This window comes from Sphingomonas sp. GW822-FHT03G08 (assembly GCF_058801135.1).
On sequence record NZ_JBXAMZ010000001.1, the window covers coordinates 3,552,587 to 3,570,092 of the forward strand.

Here is a 17,506-nt window from a genome sequence, read left to right on the forward strand (position 1 = left end):
TTCCGCCATGTATCACGATCCCAAGCTGACGGCGGAAAGCCAGGCCGATCCGCGGCCCCGCTCGGCGGTGAGTACCGGTGTCGGCATGGCGGGCCTGGCCGGCATGAGCCTGTGGACCGCGATCGCGACTTTCTACGGCATGGACGGGCCCTATTCGGCACTGGTCAATGTCGTCGCCTGTGCCCTGCCGATGGTGCTCTGGTCGATCTTTATCGACAAGGTCCACCTGAACCGCAGCACCGGTATCGACTGGTCCTCGAAGCGTACGCTCAGGGATACGCTCGACATCTCGATCACCAAGCTCACCGGCCTTTGGCTCACCTGGGGCGGGATCGCGCTGATCTATGCCACGTTCCGCTTCTGGTGGACGGGCCGCTACGCCAATTTCGGCTGGTCGATCTGGTGCATCGAGATGGCGGCGCCGGCGCTGTTCCTGCTCTCGATCCCCTATGTCCTGTGGCTCGATCGCAAGCTGGTCCAGCCGAAGGACGGCGCCTGGCACCTCGGCGCATGGCTGATGGGGGTCAAGGAGCCGATCGACATGCCGGCGATCCAGAACCATCTGCGCAGCTGGGCGATCAAGGGCTTCTTCCTCGCCTTCATGCTCTCGATCGTACCGCCCAATTTCGGCGATTTCGTCGGTTGGAACTTCGCGCGCATGTTCGACAGCCCGGCGGTGATCGCCAATTACTGCATCAGCTTCATGTTCGTGATCGACGTGGCCTTCGCCACCGCCGGCTACATCCTGACGATGCGCCCGCTCGATTCGCACATCCGCAGCGCCACGCCCTATGCGGCGGGCTGGACCGCGGCGCTGATCTGCTACCCGCCCTTCGTGCTGATGAACGAAGGCGGCGTGCTCGATTATCACCCGGGCAGCGCCGACTGGACCTTCTGGTTCGCCAATCATCCCTGGATCCTGGGCGGGCTCGGCGCGGTGCTGGTGGTGCTGACCGGCATCTATGCCTGGGCGACGATCGCCTTCGGCCTGCGCTTCTCCAACCTCACGCACCGCGGTGTCCTGACCCATGGGCCGTACGCGTGGAGCCGCCACCCGGCCTATCTGTCGAAGAACCTGTTCTGGTGGCTCTCGGGCCTGCCCTTCCTCGCCACCACCAGCTGGGTCGAGGGGCTGCGCAACGCGGCCATCATGGGCGTGGTCAGCGGCATCTATTATTGGCGCGCCCGCACCGAGGAGCTGCACCTGGGTGCCGATCCGGCCTATCAGGAATACAGCGCCTGGATGCAGCGCAACGCCCCGGTGCCGCGCTTCTTCGCCTGGGTGGGTAGCAAGCTGCGGCCGGCCTGATCCACTCCGTCATGCTGAACTTGTTTCAGCATCCAGCGCGCCTCGGAAGATATCGTTGGTGGAGAATTGGACCCTGAAACAAGTTCAGGGTGACGGTTGGTGATACGCGGCGATCACCAGTCCCCCGCAGCCCCCATCCACAGCGACACCGCCGCCGCCGCCGCCGTCTCCGCCCGCAGGATCCGCGGCCCCAGCGCGATCCCGATCGCTTTCGGATGCGCCCGGATCGCCTCGCGCTCGCTCTCGTCGAACCCGCCCTCGGGTCCGATCAGGATCGCCGCCGGTCCCGGATTGGCGCGCATCGCGTCCACCGCCGGCACGCCGCCGGTCTCGTCGGCGAAGAACAGCACCCGCTCCTCGGGCCAGTCGCGCAGCAGCGCGGGCAGCTTCACCATCTCGTCGAGCCGGGGCAGGGCGGTGCGCCCGCATTGCTCGGCCGCCTCGATCATGTGCGCACGCAGCCGCTCGAGGTTGAGCTTGTCGACCACCGCGCGCCGGGTCAGCACCGGCACCAGCCGGTCGACCCCCAGCTCGCAGGCCTTTTCCGCGATCCAGTCGATCCGTCCCTTCTTGATCGGCGCTGCGCACAGCCACAGGTCCGGCACCGGCTCGCGCTCGCGCAACTGGTCGGTCACTTCGAGGATCAGGTCGCGCTTGCCGATCGAGCGCGCCACCCCGGCCCATTCGCCGGTGCGATCGTCGAACAGCTTGATCGCCTCGCCGATCTTTATCCGCATCACCGAGATCAGATAATGCGCCTGCGGGCCGTCGATCTTGATCTCGCCGGGCGAAAGCTCGGTCTCGACGAACAGGCGCGGGGCGGACTGGGGCGGCCAGGCGGGCGTAGCGGGCATGGCAATGCTCTAGACTGGAACCCAATCCGGTTGAATCATTTTCCTGTCACCCCGGCCGTGAGCCGGGGTCCCGTTTCTGCTTGGTTTGGAAACAGCGGGACCCCCGGGTCGAGCCCGGGGTGACGAGAAAAGGCGGCCTTAGTCGCCCATACCACCCATGCCACCCATGCCACCGCCCGAGCCCATGCCGCCACCGCCATAGCCGCCGCCACCGCGACGCCCGCCGCCGCCATGTCCACCGCGTCCGCGACCACCACCGCTGCCGCGCTTGCCGGGCCTGAAGCTCGCCTTCTCGATCTTGGGCAGTTCGGACTTCTCCAGCTTGCCGTCGCCATTCTTGTCGAGCAGCGCGAAGCGCTTGTCGGCGGCGACGCGGAACTCGCGCGCATCCACGCCGCGGTCGAAATTGGTGTCGGCCACCACCACCGGCTCGGGATAGTCGAAATAGCCGAAGCGGGCGGCGCCCTGCGCGACATAGGCAGGCGCACGCTTCTGGCCGTCGCCATCGCCTTCGGTGCTTTCCGGCTGGTCGCCCATATAGCCGCCGACGCTGATCATCGGCGCGACCACCGTCTCGTAATTCTCGATCTCCTCGGGATCGAGCTCGCCATCCTTGTTCTTGTCGAGCGTCGCGAAGAAGCGCGCCGCATCGGCTTCCATTTCGTCCTGGGTAAGCACGCCGTCATGATTGGCATCGGCCTTGTCGAACCAGATATTGGGCGCGTCCGGCCCGCGGAACGGCTCGCCCATCGGGCTGATGAAGAAGCTCGGCGCATCATCGGCCAGGGCAGGGGTGGCGACAGCGGCGAGCGTCAGGCTGGCGAGGAAAAGGCGCATCGACTGTTTCCCGGGTGAAATAAAGGCAACCCGCGCCTGCGCCCGCTTTGTCGCAGGAGTATGCCAGAATGTTGCGGGCTTGATCTTTGGCGCGCAGGCGCGGAGGGACAGGCCATGGCCGAAGCGCAGCAGATCGTACCCGATACCGAGCATCGCGGGCTGGTGGGCCTGCTCCCCGCCGCCGCACGACCCTATGCCCTGCTCGCCCGGTTCGACCGGCCGATCGGCTGGTGGCTGCTGTTCTGGCCCGGCGCCTGGGCGGTCGCGCTGTCGGGCGGTGCGGTCGAGCGCTGGGATCTGATCCTCTGGCTTCTCCTCGGCAGCATCGCGATGCGCGGCGCCGGCTGCGTGTTCAACGACATCGTCGACCGCGATCTCGATCGCCAGGTCGCCCGCACCCGCAGCCGCCCGGTGGCGAGCGGCGCGGTGTCGGTGAAGGCTGCCCTGCTCTGGCTCGGCCTGCTCTGTCTGGTCGGGCTGGTCGTCTGGTTCCAGCTCCACTGGCCGGCGCGGCTGGTGGCGCTCGCCAGCATCGCGCCCGTCGCCGCCTATCCCTTCATGAAGCGGATCACCTGGTGGCCCCAGGCCTGGCTCGGCATGGTCTTCTCCTGGGCGGCTCTGGTCGGCTGGGCCGAGATCGGCACCCAGCCCTTGCTCCCGCTCGCCTTGCTCTATGCCGGCTGCATCGCCTGGGTGATCGGCTACGACACCATCTATGCGATCCAGGATATCGAGGATGACGCGCTGGTCGGCGTCCGCTCCTCGGCCCGCGCGATGGGCGCGCATATCCAGGGCGGCGTGACGGCGTTCTACGTCGTCGCGATAGCCTGCTGGGGCGCCGCGATCTGGCAGCTCCGCCCCGACTGGCTCGCGCTCCTCGCCCTGCTGCCGATGGCGCTCCACCTGCTCTGGCAGGTCGCGACGCTCGACACCGCCGACGGCGCCAACGCGCTCGCGCGCTTCCGGTCGAACCGCAATGCCGGGCTGCTGATGTTCGCCGCCTGCTTCGTCGTCGGCCAGACGCTTTGACTGCTGCCGCTTTGACCTTCGGCCCCGGCATACCTAAGTCGGCGCGATGCTGACCATTTCCGAAGCCTGTGAACGCGCCGCCGATGTCGTCGCGCGGGCGCGCCGGGCGGGCGCCGATGCCGCCGATGCCGTGTTCGCCGCCGACAGCTCGCAGTCCGTCTCCGTCCGCATGGGTGCGCTCGAGGATGTCGAGCGTTCCGAGAGCGAGGAACTCGGCCTGCGCGTCTTCATCGGCCAGCGCTCGGCCAGCGTCTCCACCTCGGACCTGAGTTCGGCCGCACTCGATATGCTGGTCGAGCGCGTCGTCGCGATGGCGAAGGAAGCGCCCGAGGACAAATGGGCCGGCCTCGCCCCGCAGGACAGGCTGCTCCACGGCGCCCCGCCCCAGCTCGATCTCGACGACGGCGCGCATGTCGATCCGCAGAGCCTCAAGGCCCTGGCCGAGCGCGCCGAGCAGGCCGCGCGCAGCGTCGAGGGCGTCACCAACAGCGAGGGTGCCAGCGCCGGCGCCTCGCGCTCGGTGATGACGCTCGCGACCAGCCACGGTTTCACCGGCGGCTATGCCCAGACCAGCCACGGCATCTCGGCCAGTGTCCTCGCCGGCGCCGGCGGCAACATGCAGCGCGATTATGCGCACCATTCGGCCCGCCACGCCGCCCAGCTCGAGGCGCCCGAGGCGATCGGCACGCTCGCCGGCGAGCGCGCGGTCGCCCGGCTCGATCCGGCCAGGATCCCCAGCGGCGCGATGCCGGTCGTCTTCGATCGCCGCGTCTCGGCCGGGCTGATCGGCCATTTCCTCGGCGCGATCTCGGGTGCCGCGATCACCCGCAAGACCAGCTTCCTGCTCGATCGGCTCGGCCAGCAGGTCTTCGCCAGGGGCGTGACGATCCGCGACGATCCGCACCGCCCGCGCGGGCTGCGCTCGCGCCCCTTCGATGGCGAGGGGCTGCCGGTCCAGCCGGTCAAGCTGGTCGATGCCGGCATGCTCGAGACCTGGCTGCTCGAAAGTGCCTCGGCCCGCCAGCTCGGTCTCGAGCCGACCGGCCATGCCTCGCGCGGCATCGGCGGCGCGCCGGGCGTGGCGCCGTCCAACCTCTATATGGAAGCCGGCCATATCCCGGCGGAAACGCTGGTCGGCGAGATCGACTATGGCATCCTGGTCACCGAGCTGATCGGCCAGGGCGTCAACGGCGTCACCGGCGACTATAGCCGCGGTGCCGCCGGCTATCTGATCGAGAAGGGCGAGATCACCCGCCCGGTTTCGGAGATCACGATCGCGAGCAACTTGAAGGACATGTTCCTCGCGATGACCCCGGCGAACGACCTCGAGTTCCGCTACGGGATCAACGCGCCGACGATCCGCATCGACTGGATGACGATCGCCGGTGCCTGAAGCCGGCCTCGCCTCCGAAGTCGCGGCGATCGCCGCGGAGGCGGGCCGCCTCGCCATGACGCGCTGGGAGACCGAGTTCAAACGCTGGGAGAAGGTGCCCGGCAGCCCGGTCTGCGATGTCGATCTCGAATTGGACGCTTTGCTCCGCGAACGGCTGAGTGCGCTGCTTCCCGATGCCGGCTGGCTGTCCGAGGAGACCGCCGATAGCCGCGCGCGGCTCGACGCCCGGCGCATCTGGGTGGTCGATCCGATCGACGGCACCCGCGACTATCTCCGCCACCGTCCCGGCTGGTCGGTCTCGGTCGCGCTGGTCGAGGACGGCGCGCCGGTGATCGGCGTGCTCGATGCGCCGGCGCGCGGCGAGCGCTGGATCGCCGAAGCGGGCAGGGGCGCCGCGCGCAACGGCGTGCAGCTCCACGTCACCCCGCGCGACCAGCTTGCCGGATCGCGCATGCCGACCGACCATTTGCCCAAGGTCGATGCCGACCTTGTGATCGTCGACAAGCCCAATTCGATCGCGCTGCGCATCGCGATGGTCGCGGCGGGCGAGGCGGACCTGCTCGCCACGATCCGCTGGGGCAATGAATGGGACGTCGCCGCCGCCGTGCTGCTGGTGCACGAGGCCGGCGGGGTGATCACCGACGTGCTCGGCCAGCCGCTCGCCTTCAACACGCCGAGCGCCAAGGCCTTCGGCCTGCTCGCGAGCGCGCCGGGCATCCACGAAGCCGCGATCGAGCGACTGGCGCACCGCGCGCGGGAAGCGCTGGAGAGCTAGTTAGTTTCCTCCCTTAAGTTCCCCGGCGAAGGCCGGGGCCCAGTTTCGGCGCAGCTGGTTGGCGCGGTCTAACCTCTCAGGCAACATTGCAACTGGGCCCCGGCCTTCGCCGGGGAACAGCTGATACTATTCCGTCATCAGAACTTCACCGCCCCGCCACCGCAATCAGCGCCGTCGAGGGTATCGGCAACACCGCTTGCCCATCGGCCATACGCCGCACCTCCTCGACCACCGCCGCCTGCTGCTCCGCATCCAGCGCCACCCAGTCCGGGCTCATCCCGAACAATTCGTCCGGCGTGTCGAGCTGCGACACGTCCAGCACGAAATCATGCGTCACTTGGCTGATCTCCGGCGCCGCGAACCCGGCATCGACCATCGCGGCCGACAGCCATTCGGGATCGCCCAGCGCCACCGCGCCCTCGGGCAGCCTGGTCTTGCCGTCGAGCCTGGGGAACAGTCGCCGCCGGATCTGCGAGAGCAGCAGGAACGTCGCCGCGCCTTCGCTCCGCCAGGTGGCGAGTACACCCAGCCCGCCGGGTTTCGTCACCCGCGCCATCTCGGCCAGCCCCTTGCGCCAGTCGGGGAACATGATGACTCCGAAGATCGAGAAGCTGATGTCGAAGCTCGCATCCGGCAGGTCGAGCGCCTGCCCGTCCATCACCTCCGCATCGACATTGGACAGCTTCGCGGCGGCGATCCGCGCGACCATCCCGGCCGAGAAATCGGTGGCGAGCACATAGGCGCCGCTCCGCGCAGCGGCCAGCGTCAGCGCTCCGGTCCCCGCCGCCACGTCGAGCACCTGCATGCCGGGCGTCAGCGTCACCCGCGCCAGCGCCGCCTCGGCGAACTGCGCGGTGAAGGGATGGGCGGTGCGCTCGTAATTGGCCGCCGTCTCGTCCCAATGCGCGGGGTTCTCGTGCTTCTTCTCGGTCATTGGCTGCCTTTCGCGAATCATGTAACAATACAAGTATCATGAAAGCACGCGCTTGCCAACCGGCCCGGCGCGCCCGAGGAAAGACAGGATGCGAAAGGACAGCCGCCTATCCCGGATGCTCCATGTGCTGCTCCACATGGCGCGGCACGACGGGCCGATGACGTCGGAGCACATCGCCCAGATGCTCCAGACCAATCCGGTGGTCGTCCGCCGGACGATGGCGGGGCTGCGTGATGCGGGCTATGTCCGCTCGGAAAAGGGCCATGGCGGCGGCTGGGCGATCGCCGCCGATCTCGACAAGGTCTCGCTGCTCGACATCCACCGCGCCGTCGGCGGCCCGACCCTGTTCGCGATCGGCAGCGAGCATGCGAACCCGGCCTGCGCGGTCGAGCAGGCGGTCAACGAAGCGCTGGACGATGCGCTGCGCGAGGCGGAGGCTTTATTGGTGGCGCGGCTGGGCTCGGTGAGCCTGGCCGAGCTGGCCCGCAGCTTCGACGCGCGCTGCGCGGCGGGCGGCTGGCCGCATTAGGCCCTGCCAACATACTTCTTCAGTTACCCGGCAAAGGCCGGGGCCCGGTTTCGGCGAAGCTGGTTGGGGCGGTCTACCCTCGCGGGCGACAGTGCAACTGGGTCCCGGCCTTCGCCGGGGAACAGTTGGAAGCACGACGCGCCCGGATAGGCCCGCGCCTAGCCCTCTTCGCCCTGATACTTGATCTGCAGGAACCGCCCGCGCGTCGCGAGATTGTCGAGGTCGCCCTGCGCCAGCTGCGCGGTCATCTCGGCGATCTCGTCGTCGATCAGCTGCAGGCCCTGGGCAAGCTGTTGGTCCGGGGTGAGGCCGTTGCGCTCCACCCGGCGCAGCGGCTCGGGTACGCGGCCATAGCCCTTGACCAGCTCGGGCAGCTGCTCGCCGACCAGCTTGCGCACTTCCACCGCCGCCGGGCTGTTCTCGTCGAGCGTTGCCAGCTGCGGCGCCAGCGTCTCCAGCTTCACCCCGATCGAATCGACCAGCCCGCGCACCGGCGAGGGCAGGGCCGGGCGCTGCGTCTCCAGCCAGCGCTCGGTCGAGCGCGGCAGCGCCTTGAGCGGGATCTCCGCCAGCTTCTCGACATTCACCGGCGTGCTCGCCGGCATTACGGCGAAGAGCATCGTCGCCGCGATCATCAGCACCGCCACCAGCATCGCGCCCATGATGCCCAGCGGCGCCACGATCAGTGCAAAGGCGATGGCGCCGACGAGGATCGCGCCGTCCGCCGCCGCGATCCGCCCGAGCCGGCGGACCACTTCGGCCTCGCGGTGCTGGCGGTTGCGGCTGGAGACGGCCAAGTCGGTGCGGCTGCGCACGCGGTCCAGCGTGCTCCCGATCCGGTTCAGTTCGCGATCGACATCGGTGGGCACGGCTTACATCGCCTCCAGCTTGAACGTCTCCGCCCCGCCCGAGACCTGGTTCTGCGAAGCCCCCTCGGCGCGGGCGATATAGCCCTTCGACTTCTCGACTTCGTTCGACAGCGTGTTGACCGTCACCTTCATGTTGTCGAGCGCCTTGAGCTTGAACGTGTCGATCGCGTCCATCGTGTCATAGATGTTCTGGAAGGCACGCTGCAGCGTCTCGACCGGGATGGTCGAGTTCGCCGCCTGTTCGTGGATCGCCGCCGACTGGCTCTTGAGCAGCGCGCCGGTCGAATCGATCAGCCCCGCGGTGGTGCTGTTCAGCGCGGTGATCTGGTCGAGCACCAGCTTCTGGTTGGTCAGCGCCTGCGCCACGGTCACCGCGGTACGCAGTGCCGAGACGGTGGTGGTGCTGGCGCGGTCGACGCCCTTCACCAGCTCGACATTGTTCTTCTTGACCAGGTCGAGCGCGAGATAGCCCTGCACCGTCACCGCCATCTGGGTGAGCAGGTCGGTGGTGCGCTGGCGGACATAGAAGAGCGCGGTCTCGCGCAGCGCCTTGGCCTTGGCGGGATCGGTGTGATCCAGCTCGTTGGCCTTGTCCTCGATCTTCGCGTCCATCGCCTTGGACAAGTAGATCATCTGCTCCAGCCGCCCCATCGACGCCCAGAGATTCTGCCGCTCGGTATCGATCGCGGCATTGTCCATCAGCAGCTCGTCCTTGCCGTTGGCCAGGCTCTTGAGGATGCCGTTGATGTGCGTCTGCGACGACTGGTACTTGCGGAAATATTGCTGCATCCCGCCGCCGAACAGCTTGGACAGGAAGCCCTGGCTGCCGCCGATCAGCTTGCCGTTCTGGCTGGGATCGAGCTCCTCCACCTTCTTGCGCAGCGCGAGCAGGTCGGCGCCGACGCCGTCATTGCCCATCGCCTTGACCGGCCGGTCGAGGAAGCGGTTGGACTGGCCCGCCGCGTCGCGGATCTCCTTCTGCCCCATCGCCGCGATCGCATCGACGCGCTTGCCGAACTCGGGGCTGTTGACGTCCTGCGCGACGAGATCCTCGATGAAGCTGTCGACGCGGGTCTCCAGCTCGGTCTTCTTGGTATCGTCCACCGGCACCAGCCCGGCTGCCTTTTCCGGCGCGACGACCTTCACCGGCTCGGGCGGGGTCAGCACCAGATCCTGTTCGGCCACCAAGGTCTCGCTTGCCATTCTCGCGTCTCCAAACTGTCCGGCCTAAGCATAGGGTGATCCGGACAACAGTCCAACTGTGTCGTTTATATAATACACCCACGGGCCAAGCCAAGGGGCGCTTATTTGCTCTCGGTCTTCACCCGGCTCGAGCGATAGATCTGCTCGCCGTCGCGCAGCGGCGTGAGGCTGCAGCCGTTCTGCGGCTCGGCCCCGCCGGCGCAGAAGCGCGCGCCCTCGGCCGCGCCGGTCGCCGATTCCGCCGTCTTGCCCTTCTCCGCGCTCAGCCGCACCGGCTCGCCCGATCCGGCGACCAGCACATGGCAGCTGCCGCTGCTCGAATCGCGGCAGGTCAGCAGCAGCGTGCCGGTGGTGAAATCGGCATCGAGCACCAGGTTCACGCTCTGCTTCTCGGTGGTCGTCGCGCCCGAGCAGCCCGCCAGCAGCGCCAGCCCGAGCAGCGCCATTCCCTTGTTCATTCCCTTACTCCCTTGCGTGCCACACCCGGCAGCGCCGCTTGTGATATAGCTATATATCACACTCTGTTCGCGTCACCCCGAAACAGCTGGGCTGGAACCACGGGGCTCAGCCTTGCTCCCGCCCGGCCCGCAGCGTCCGGCCCCACCAGGTCAGCTCGTCATAAAGGTGCTGGGTCCAGCGTGCATCCTTGTCGTCCGGCGCGAAGCGGCCGCCGGTCACCTTGCTCCACACGCTCATGATGTGCACCGACGCTTCCAGCGGCGCCATGCGCAGCTCGCGCGCCACCATCGTCGCCTGCTCGATCGATCGTGCCGCGCCATTGCCGCCATAGCCGACAAAGGCCACCGGCTTGCGGTGCCATTCGGCATAGACGAAATCGAGCGCGTTCTTGAGCACCGCCGGCAGCCCGTGATTATATTCGGGGCAGATCAGGATATAGCCGTCGGCGCTCGCGATCTTCTCCGCCCAGCGCTGCTGCAGCGGGTCCTGATAGTCCCCCGCCGCCGGCGGCTTGGCAAAGGCATAGAAGGGCAGGTTCCAGTCCTTGAGGTCGATCAGCTCGGGATCGAGCTCCGGCCGCGCCGCCGCGCCCTCGACCACCCATTGGCCCACCGGCTCGGCCATCCGCCCCTCGCGGATGCTCCCCAGGATGACGAGGATCTTGAGCGGCTCGGCCATGGTCTTCCCTTCATGCGGTTCGCGCTGTCCTACACGGCGCCTTTGTGGTTCAGAATGTCCGATGCGCGCACTTGCTCCAATCCCCCCATTTGGTGAACCCGGCTCCCCTTGCCGCCGGCAATGCGCCTGCCCATCTCCCCTGGGAGGCACCCCGCGTGCACGCATGGGGATTCAAGGGATTCAACATTTTCGGGGCGGCAGGTCTCGAAAGCCGCGGCGAATCACCGGGCTTCCCGCAACGCACAAATTGCTGTACGGGCCCGCCAACTTACTTCCAGGATAGCATCATGAACCTCCGCAACGTGGCGATCATCGCGCACGTCGACCACGGCAAGACCACGCTCGTCGACCAGCTCTTCCGTCAGTCCGGCACCTTCCGCGACAACCAGCGCGTCGAAGAGCGCGCGATGGATTCGAACGACCTCGAAAAGGAGCGCGGCATCACCATTCTGGCGAAGCCGACCTCGGTCGAGTGGGCGCCTCCGGGTGGCGGCGAGCCGGTTCGCATCAACATCGTCGACACGCCCGGCCACGCCGACTTCGGCGGCGAGGTGGAGCGCATCCTCTCGATGGTCGACGGCGTGATCCTGCTGGTCGATTCGTCGGAAGGCGCGATGCCGCAGACCAAGTTCGTCACCGGCAAGGCGCTCAAGCTCGGCCTGCGCCCGATCGTGGTCGTCAACAAGATCGACCGTTCGGACGCGCGCGTGCAGGAAGTGCTCGACGAAGTGTTCGACCTGTTCGTCACGCTCGAAGCCAATGACGACCAGCTCGACTTCCCGGTGCTCTACGCCTCGGGCCGCAACGGCTATGCCTCGGACGATGCCGATGCGCGCGAAGGCACGCTGCAGCCGCTGTTCGAGAAGATCGTCGAGCATGTGCCGCCGCCCGCGCTCGACCAGGACGCGCCGTTCAGCTTCCTCGTGACGCTGCTCGATCGCGACAACTTCCTCGGCCGTATCCTCACCGGCCGCGTCCAGTCGGGCACGGTCAAGCTCAACCAGCCGATCCATGCGCTCGACATGGACGGCAAGGTGATCGAGACCGGCCGCGCCTCGAAGATCATGACCTTCCAGGGCCTGGAGCGCGTGCCGACCGACGAAGCCAAGGCGGGCGACATCATCTCGCTGGCCGGCCTGACGGTCGCCACCGTGTCGAACACCATTGCCGACACCACGGTATCGACGCCGATCCAGGCGCAGCCGATCGATCCGCCGACGCTGTCGATGCGTTTCGCGGTGAACGATTCGCCGATGGCCGGCCGTGAAGGCTCGAAGGTCACCAGCCGCATGATCCGCGACCGTCTCGAGCGCGAAGCCGAGAGCAATGTCGCGATCAAGGTGACCGAGAGCGAGGACAAGGACTCGTTCGAAGTCGCCGGCCGCGGCGAACTCCAGCTCGGCGTGCTGATCGAGACGATGCGCCGCGAGGGCTTCGAGCTCGGCATCAGCCGTCCGCGCGTGCTGTTCGGCGAGGACGAGAACGGCAAGAAGACCGAGCCGTACGAAACCGTCGTGATCGACGTGGACGATGAATTCTCGGGCACGGTCGTCGACAAGATGAACCAGCGCAAGGCCGAGATGACCGACATGCGTCCCTCGGGCGGCGGCAAGACCCGCATCACCTTCTCGGCGCCGTCGCGCGGCCTGATCGGCTATCATGGCGAGTTCCTGTCGGACACCCGCGGTACCGGCATCATGAACCGCCTGTTCGAGAAGTACGGCCCCCACAAGGGCCAGATCGAAGGCCGCAAGAACGGCGTGCTGATCTCGAACGGCAATGGCGAAGCGCAGAGCTACGCCCTGGGCCCGCTCGAAGAGCGCGGCATCCTGTTCGTCGGCCATGGCGAGGCGCTGTACGAGGGCATGATCGTCGGCGAGAACGCCAAGACGGAAGACCTTGAGGTCAACCCGATGAAGGCGAAGCAGCTCACCAACTTCCGCGCTTCGGGCGGCAAGGACGACGCCGTCCGCCTCACCCCGCCGAAGAAGATGACGCTGGAGCAGGCTATCGCGTACATCGACGATGACGAGATGGTCGAGGTCACCCCGACCAAGATCCGCCTCCGCAAGCGCCACCTCGACCCGCACGAGCGCAAGCGCGCCAGCCGCGCGAAGAACGCGGCCTGAGGCTCGAAGACACGAAAGGCGCCGGAGGGAAACCCCGGCGCCTTTTGCTTTGGGGGAGCTTCCTCGCGGAAAGGCGGGGAGGGTGCGCGCGAATGCAAATGGGTCATTTGCGCGTTAACTTCGCTTGATTTCAGCGCTCCCTTTGCCATCCTCCAGGCGGGGCGGAGGGGGCGATGCCGAGCTGGTGGGGATCACTTAAGGCGATATTCGTTTCGGGCGGCGCGTTTCTTGGAGGCGGGGCCGTCGCGGTCGGTGCTGCCTATGACAAGATCAAGGATACGCCAGGCACGGATTGGTCTGACGCCTGTATCGCCGCCTTTACGCCCGGCTTCCCCCTGATCGGTAGCATCGCCGCGATCCTCGGTTTCGTGGCGACAGCGGCGCAATTGCTCGGGCCGAGGCCGGTCACGGCAAAGGAAGCCTTGGCGATCGTCACCGACGACGGAGACCGGACGCGAGCGCTGGCCGAGGAGACGCTTGCCAACACGGCGTTGCAGGGTGCGGAATCGGAGCAGCGCGACGCTGGGATGTCCGCACAGCTGGATGAAATCCTTGCGATCCTCAAGCAACAGGGCGGTGTCGGCGGGCAGCAGCTCGAGACCGCGGCGCGCACCGTCCAGCAACTCGCCGGATCGGAATCCGCCCGCGACCGCGAGATCGCGAACGAGGCGACCAGCGGCGACCCGGAAGGCGCCTACCGGGCGCTGGTTGCCGAAGCCGAAGCCGGCAAGCGCCGCAACGCCGAACGGTTCCGCCAGGCCGCGCGTCTCATCGCGCCATTCTCCCCCGGCAAGGCGCGTGACGCCTATCGATCCGCGGTCGAGCTCGATCCCGAGGATCTGTGGAGCTGGATTGAATTGGGCCGGCTGGAGGCGGTTTACTCTTCGCTCGCAGAGGCCCGAGCTTGTTTCTCCTCGGCACTTCAACGAGCTCCCGACGAGCGGAACCGGAGTGTGCTGCATAATGAGTTCGGCGACATTCTAATCGCAGAGGGGGAATTGCGCCTCGCTCGGGCTCAATTCGAGGCCGGCCTCGCCATCTCCGAACGACTGGCCGCGCAGGATCCGGAAAACCGCTTGTGGCAACATGACCTGACGGTGAGCTGCAACAAGCTCGGCAACGTCGAGGTGGCATCGGGCAATCTGGGGGCGGCGCGCGAACGTTACGAGGCAGGGCTTGCCATTTGTGACCGGCTTGCTGCGCAGGAGCCGGAGAATCGAGCGCTGCAGCGCGACCTAACGGTCAGCTACAATAAACTCGGTGACGTTGAAATGGCGTCGGGCAATTTGGGCGCAGCGCGTGAGCGTTTCGAGGCAGGGCTTGCCATTCGTGCACGGCTAGCTTCGCAAGAGCCGGGGAACGGCGAGTGGCAGCGCGACTTGTCCGTGAGCCACGACAGGCTGGGCAACGTCGAGATGGCGTCGGGCAATTTGGGCGCGGCACGTGAATGGTTTGAGACAGGTCTTGCCATTGCCGAGCGGCTAGCCGCGCAGGAGCCAGGAAACAGCGAGTGGCAGCGTGACCTAGCGGTGAGCTATGACAGGCTCGGCAACGTCGAGGCAGCATCGGGCAATTTGGGCGCGGCGCGCGAGTGGTTTGAGACGGGCCTCGCCATTTGCGAGCGGTTGGCCGCGCAGGAGCGAGAGAACGGCGTGTGGCAGCGTGACCTGTCGGTTAGCTACGACAGGCTCGGCAATCTAGAAGTCGCGTCGGGCAATTTGGACGTGGCACGTGAACGGTACGAAGCCGGCCTTGCTATTGCCGAGCGGCTGGCGGCGCAGGAACCGGGGAACAGTGAGTGGCAGCGCGACCTGGCGGTTAGCTACGACAGGCTCGGCAATGTCGAGGTGGTGTCAGGCAATATGGACACGGCGCGAGAATGGTTCGAGGCCGGCCTCGCCATTTGCGAGCGGCTGGCGGCGCAGGAACCGGGGAACGGCGTGTGGCAGCGCGATCTTTCGGTGGGCTATAATAAGCTCGGTGATGTCGAGGTAGCGTCAGGCGATCTGGATGTAGCGCGTGAACGATTCGAGGCGGGGCTTGCCATTCGCAAACGGCTTGCAGCGCAGGCGCCGGAGAACAGCGACTGGCAGCGTGATCTGGCTGTGAGCTATAATAAGCTCGGCGATGTCGAAGGGGCGTCCGGCAATCTGGGCGCGGCACGCAAACGATTTGAGTCGGGATTCGTGATTTCCGAACGGCTGGCGGCCCAGGAGCCAGAGAACAGCGAGTGGCAGCGCGACCTCTTCGTCAGCAACGCCAAGCTGGCGGCGCTTGCCGAAGCTGAGGGGGATGCCGAGGGGGCTCTTGTTCGGTTCGAAGTTGCCGAGAAGATGATGTTACGCTTGGCGGAGCGCTCGCCGGATCATCCCAGCTTCGCGCGCGATCTTGCGTTGGTTCGCAATGAAATCTCACGATTACGGACGACGGATAGGTGAGTCCGATTCTCCGGAGCGCTGGCGCCATTTGAGATATCGCGCTTCGCGATTTGCTTAGCCCCGAGATCGGGCGTGAGAATGGGAGAGGCAGAGTCCGCAAAGGCTGCTGACCACGCTCGCGCCGCCTTCGAGTGATTTCTCCACCCCAAGGGCTTCCCTACAGGCGGTTATCCATGGTTAGCTCCGTCTAGTCCCCGGTGGATGGGCGGAGTTTTTGATGCTGCTTGTGGTGCTGGTCCTGATTGCCGCGCAGGATGCGCCAGGCACCGTCAACCAGCCCAGGCAGGCGGCGGACGGCAAGCAGAGCTGGTCGATCCTCAACGATCCCTGCACCAGCGGCCCGCCGCGCAAGCAGAACGAGATCCTGGTCTGCGGCCAGGGCGCCGATTCGGTGCCGCGCCTGCCCTTGCCCGACGAGCGCGGGCCGCCCGACCGGCCGATGCCCAGCAACCCGGATGTCGCCGGCATCGGGGCGCTCAACGCCTCGATCGCGCCCTGCGCGACGCGGTCGGAAGGCTGCACCACCGGGATCAACATCTTCGGCATGGGTACCGCGCTGATCCGCGGCATCGGCAAGATCGTCGATCCGAACAGCTGCTGCGAGGAGCCCGGCGAGTCGACCAATCCGGTCAAGCTGGTCGGCGATGCGATCGGCGGGGTCGGGCGGGTGTTTCGGAAGAAGCCCGACAAGTCCGGCCGCGTCGCGATCGACCTGGACAACCTCCCGCCTCCAGAGCCCGCGGGGCTGCGCGATCTGGACATCCAGCTGCCCCTTCCTTGACCGTTGGCACCGGTGTCATCTAGCTCCTCGCGGCAAAGAGGATTCAGGAGGGATGGATGTCGAAATGGATGCTCGCCGGGCTCGGCCTGGTGCTTTCGGCCGGCATGGCCCAGGCCCAGACCCAGACGGGACCGCAGACGACCTCGCAAGTCGTGCCTTCCGAGCGTCCGCCGGCGGTGCCGATCAAGGCGTCGAAGATCATCCTGGTCGGCGATTCGACCACCCAGGTGCTGTCGGGCTGGGGCGGCAGCTTCTGCGCCTATCACGTCACCAGTTTCGCGGCGTGCGTGAACCTGGCGCGGGGCGGGCGGAGTACCTATAGTTATCGGGCGGAGGGCAGCTGGGATCTGGCGCTGGCCGAGATGAAGACGCCGGGCTTCGTGAAGACCTATGTGCTCATCCAGTTCGGTCATAACGACCAGCCGGGCAAGCCGGGCCGCTCGACCGATCTCGCCACCGAGTTCCCCGCGAACCTGCGGCGCTATGTGGCGGAAGCGCGGGCGGCCGGTGCCGAGCCGATATTGCTCACGCCACTTACGCGAAGGCAGTTCAAGGACGGAAAGCTGGACCGCGATCTCGAGCCCTGGTCGGAGTCGATCCGCAAGGTTGCTACTGAGTTGAATGTTCCGCTGATCGATTTGAATAAGCGCAGCGCGGACGCTGTCGAAGCACTGGGCTCCTCCATGGCAAACCGCTTCGCCCAGGTGCCGCCGGTGCGGGAAGTCTCGGCAGCCGCGCTGACCGGGACAACGATCGCGAACCCCACCGCCGTTGCCGCCTCGCTGGCGGCGCCGCAGAACAACGCTGCGGTGGAGCCGCTTGGCGATGCCAAGCTGGCCTTCGACTATACCCATCTCGGGCCGGTCGGTGCCGATTTCTTCTCCAAGATGGTTGCGGACGAACTTGCGGTGGCAGTGTCGAAAATGCGCCCGCTACTCGTGCCCTGAGGGTTTCGGCGGCCCGCGGGATTGCGGGCCGCCGGACGAGAGCTCAGTGGCGGCGGAAGCTTCGGCTGAGTGCAATCGAGCGGCCGCCGAATCCGGTCGAGGCCCGGCTGGCGCTCCAGCCGCCATCGCTGCGGACGCGGCTGTAGTTGTGCGAGGCGATTGCTCCGTCGGACTTGCCGACGACGCTGGTGCCGCGGCTGACATTGCCCTGGCCGTCCCGCGTGACGGTCCGCGAGCCTTGGTAATTGGGCCGGTCGACCGTGGTCGAGTGCGACGACTGGGCATGGGCGGGCAGGGCGATCAGGGCCAGGGGTGCGATAAACAACAGGCGCTTCATGGCTT

The 17,506-nt window shown here is 66.9% G+C and carries 17 protein-coding genes; 9 read left to right on the forward strand and 8 right to left on the reverse strand.

Features of this window, described 5'->3' with window-relative positions:
* Positions 1 to 7: 7 nt before the first annotated feature.
* Positions 8 to 1,309, forward strand: coding sequence for a methyltransferase family protein (locus AC1RJ5_RS16705; protein ID WP_493114471.1), 1,302 nt, complete (start codon positions 8 to 10; stop codon positions 1,307 to 1,309).
* Positions 1,310 to 1,422: 113 nt separating this feature from the next.
* Here the strand turns inward: AC1RJ5_RS16705 and AC1RJ5_RS16710 are convergent, their stop codons facing one another.
* Positions 1,423 to 2,163: a 16S rRNA (uracil(1498)-N(3))-methyltransferase gene (locus AC1RJ5_RS16710; protein ID WP_493114473.1), complete on the reverse strand. Its 741-nt coding sequence runs from the start codon at positions 2,161 to 2,163 to the stop codon at positions 1,423 to 1,425.
* 138 nt (positions 2,164 to 2,301) lie between these two features.
* Complete coding sequence (locus AC1RJ5_RS16715) at positions 2,302 to 3,000, reverse strand: EF-hand domain-containing protein (protein WP_493114475.1); 699 nt, start codon at positions 2,998 to 3,000, stop codon at positions 2,302 to 2,304.
* A gap of 114 nt (positions 3,001 to 3,114) precedes the next feature.
* Here AC1RJ5_RS16715 and ubiA point away from each other — a divergent pair, with 114 nt between their 5' ends.
* From ubiA to AC1RJ5_RS16730, 3 genes are read left to right on the forward strand one after another with little or no spacing between them, the layout of a single operon-like run.
* A complete protein-coding gene (ubiA, locus tag AC1RJ5_RS16720) occupies positions 3,115 to 4,029 on the forward strand; it encodes a 4-hydroxybenzoate octaprenyltransferase (protein ID WP_269572976.1) in 915 nt (304 codons plus the stop codon).
* A gap of 46 nt (positions 4,030 to 4,075) precedes the next feature.
* Complete coding sequence (locus AC1RJ5_RS16725) at positions 4,076 to 5,422, forward strand: TldD/PmbA family protein (protein ID WP_493114478.1); 1,347 nt, start codon at positions 4,076 to 4,078, stop codon at positions 5,420 to 5,422.
* On the forward strand, positions 5,415 to 6,197 hold the full coding sequence (locus AC1RJ5_RS16730) for a 3'(2'),5'-bisphosphate nucleotidase CysQ (RefSeq protein ID WP_269572974.1): 783 nt from the start codon (positions 5,415 to 5,417) through the stop codon (positions 6,195 to 6,197). Before AC1RJ5_RS16725 ends, AC1RJ5_RS16730 begins: the two co-directional genes overlap by 8 nt.
* A 145-nt stretch (positions 6,198 to 6,342) precedes the next feature.
* Here the strand turns inward: AC1RJ5_RS16730 and AC1RJ5_RS16735 are convergent, their stop codons facing one another.
* Entirely contained in the window at positions 6,343 to 7,131 is a 789-nt protein-coding gene (locus tag AC1RJ5_RS16735) for a class I SAM-dependent methyltransferase (protein ID WP_493114480.1), read from the reverse strand.
* Between the two features lie 88 nt (positions 7,132 to 7,219).
* Here AC1RJ5_RS16735 and AC1RJ5_RS16740 point away from each other — a divergent pair, with 88 nt between their 5' ends.
* A complete protein-coding gene (locus tag AC1RJ5_RS16740; RefSeq protein WP_269572972.1) occupies positions 7,220 to 7,660 on the forward strand; it encodes an Rrf2 family transcriptional regulator in 441 nt (146 codons plus the stop codon).
* 158 nt (positions 7,661 to 7,818) lie between these two features.
* On the opposite strand, the gene AC1RJ5_RS16745 is transcribed toward AC1RJ5_RS16740, so the two are convergent.
* From AC1RJ5_RS16745 to AC1RJ5_RS16760, 4 genes are all read right to left on the reverse strand, one after another.
* On the reverse strand, positions 7,819 to 8,529 hold the full coding sequence (locus AC1RJ5_RS16745; RefSeq protein WP_342250686.1) for a hypothetical protein: 711 nt from the start codon (positions 8,527 to 8,529) through the stop codon (positions 7,819 to 7,821).
* A 3-nt stretch (positions 8,530 to 8,532) separates the two neighbouring features.
* Positions 8,533 to 9,732 carry a toxic anion resistance protein gene (locus tag AC1RJ5_RS16750; protein WP_184164449.1) on the reverse strand — a complete coding sequence of 400 codons (1,200 nt, stop codon included), beginning with the start codon at positions 9,730 to 9,732 and terminating at the stop codon, positions 8,533 to 8,535.
* A gap of 101 nt (positions 9,733 to 9,833) precedes the next feature.
* Positions 9,834 to 10,190 carry a hypothetical protein gene (locus AC1RJ5_RS16755; RefSeq protein WP_269572970.1) on the reverse strand — a complete coding sequence of 119 codons (357 nt, stop codon included), beginning with the start codon at positions 10,188 to 10,190 and terminating at the stop codon, positions 9,834 to 9,836.
* A 106-nt stretch (positions 10,191 to 10,296) separates the two neighbouring features.
* The gene (locus AC1RJ5_RS16760) at positions 10,297 to 10,869 is read right to left on the reverse strand and encodes an NADPH-dependent FMN reductase (RefSeq protein ID WP_269572969.1); all 573 of its coding nucleotides are present in this window, start codon (positions 10,867 to 10,869) and stop codon (positions 10,297 to 10,299) included.
* A gap of 287 nt (positions 10,870 to 11,156) precedes the next feature.
* Here AC1RJ5_RS16760 and typA point away from each other — a divergent pair, with 287 nt between their 5' ends.
* From typA to AC1RJ5_RS16780, 4 genes are all read left to right on the forward strand, one after another.
* Complete coding sequence (gene typA / locus AC1RJ5_RS16765) at positions 11,157 to 12,998, forward strand: translational GTPase TypA (protein WP_269572968.1); 1,842 nt, start codon at positions 11,157 to 11,159, stop codon at positions 12,996 to 12,998.
* 173 nt (positions 12,999 to 13,171) lie between these two features.
* Positions 13,172 to 15,436, forward strand: a complete 2,265-nt coding sequence (locus tag AC1RJ5_RS16770; protein WP_342250688.1) for a tetratricopeptide repeat protein — start codon at positions 13,172 to 13,174, stop codon at positions 15,434 to 15,436.
* Between the two features lie 217 nt (positions 15,437 to 15,653).
* Positions 15,654 to 16,217, forward strand: coding sequence for a hypothetical protein (locus AC1RJ5_RS16775; protein ID WP_493114485.1), 564 nt, complete (start codon positions 15,654 to 15,656; stop codon positions 16,215 to 16,217).
* A gap of 56 nt (positions 16,218 to 16,273) precedes the next feature.
* On the forward strand, positions 16,274 to 17,164 hold the full coding sequence (locus AC1RJ5_RS16780) for a rhamnogalacturonan acetylesterase (RefSeq protein ID WP_493114487.1): 891 nt from the start codon (positions 16,274 to 16,276) through the stop codon (positions 17,162 to 17,164).
* A gap of 43 nt (positions 17,165 to 17,207) precedes the next feature.
* Here AC1RJ5_RS16780 and AC1RJ5_RS16785 read toward each other — a convergent pair whose 3' ends face one another.
* Positions 17,208 to 17,501: a hypothetical protein gene (locus tag AC1RJ5_RS16785; RefSeq protein ID WP_493114489.1), complete on the reverse strand. Its 294-nt coding sequence runs from the start codon at positions 17,499 to 17,501 to the stop codon at positions 17,208 to 17,210.
* Positions 17,502 to 17,506: the final 5 nt, after the last annotated feature.

What these genes read in the sequence shown, in the direction of transcription:
- AC1RJ5_RS16705 (WP_493114471.1), top strand. Translation starts at nt 8, where the DNA reads ATGTATCACGATCCCAAGCTGACGGCGGAAAGCCAGGCCGATCCGCGG.
- AC1RJ5_RS16710 (WP_493114473.1), bottom strand. Translation starts at nt 2,163, where the DNA reads ATGCCCGCTACGCCCGCCTGGCCGCCCCAGTCCGCCCCGCGCCTGTTC.
- AC1RJ5_RS16715 (WP_493114475.1), bottom strand. Translation starts at nt 3,000, where the DNA reads ATGCGCCTTTTCCTCGCCAGCCTGACGCTCGCCGCTGTCGCCACCCCT.
- ubiA (WP_269572976.1), top strand. Translation starts at nt 3,115, where the DNA reads ATGGCCGAAGCGCAGCAGATCGTACCCGATACCGAGCATCGCGGGCTG.
- AC1RJ5_RS16725 (WP_493114478.1), top strand. Translation starts at nt 4,076, where the DNA reads ATGCTGACCATTTCCGAAGCCTGTGAACGCGCCGCCGATGTCGTCGCG.
- AC1RJ5_RS16735 (WP_493114480.1), bottom strand. Translation starts at nt 7,131, where the DNA reads ATGACCGAGAAGAAGCACGAGAACCCCGCGCATTGGGACGAGACGGCG.
- AC1RJ5_RS16740 (WP_269572972.1), top strand. Translation starts at nt 7,220, where the DNA reads ATGCGAAAGGACAGCCGCCTATCCCGGATGCTCCATGTGCTGCTCCAC.
- AC1RJ5_RS16750 (WP_184164449.1), bottom strand. Translation starts at nt 9,732, where the DNA reads ATGGCAAGCGAGACCTTGGTGGCCGAACAGGATCTGGTGCTGACCCCG.
- AC1RJ5_RS16755 (WP_269572970.1), bottom strand. Translation starts at nt 10,190, where the DNA reads ATGAACAAGGGAATGGCGCTGCTCGGGCTGGCGCTGCTGGCGGGCTGC.
- AC1RJ5_RS16760 (WP_269572969.1), bottom strand. Translation starts at nt 10,869, where the DNA reads ATGGCCGAGCCGCTCAAGATCCTCGTCATCCTGGGGAGCATCCGCGAG.
- typA (WP_269572968.1), top strand. Translation starts at nt 11,157, where the DNA reads ATGAACCTCCGCAACGTGGCGATCATCGCGCACGTCGACCACGGCAAG.
- AC1RJ5_RS16770 (WP_342250688.1), top strand. Translation starts at nt 13,172, where the DNA reads ATGCCGAGCTGGTGGGGATCACTTAAGGCGATATTCGTTTCGGGCGGC.
- AC1RJ5_RS16775 (WP_493114485.1), top strand. Translation starts at nt 15,654, where the DNA reads ATGCTGCTTGTGGTGCTGGTCCTGATTGCCGCGCAGGATGCGCCAGGC.
- AC1RJ5_RS16780 (WP_493114487.1), top strand. Translation starts at nt 16,274, where the DNA reads ATGTCGAAATGGATGCTCGCCGGGCTCGGCCTGGTGCTTTCGGCCGGC.
- AC1RJ5_RS16785 (WP_493114489.1), bottom strand. Translation starts at nt 17,501, where the DNA reads ATGAAGCGCCTGTTGTTTATCGCACCCCTGGCCCTGATCGCCCTGCCC.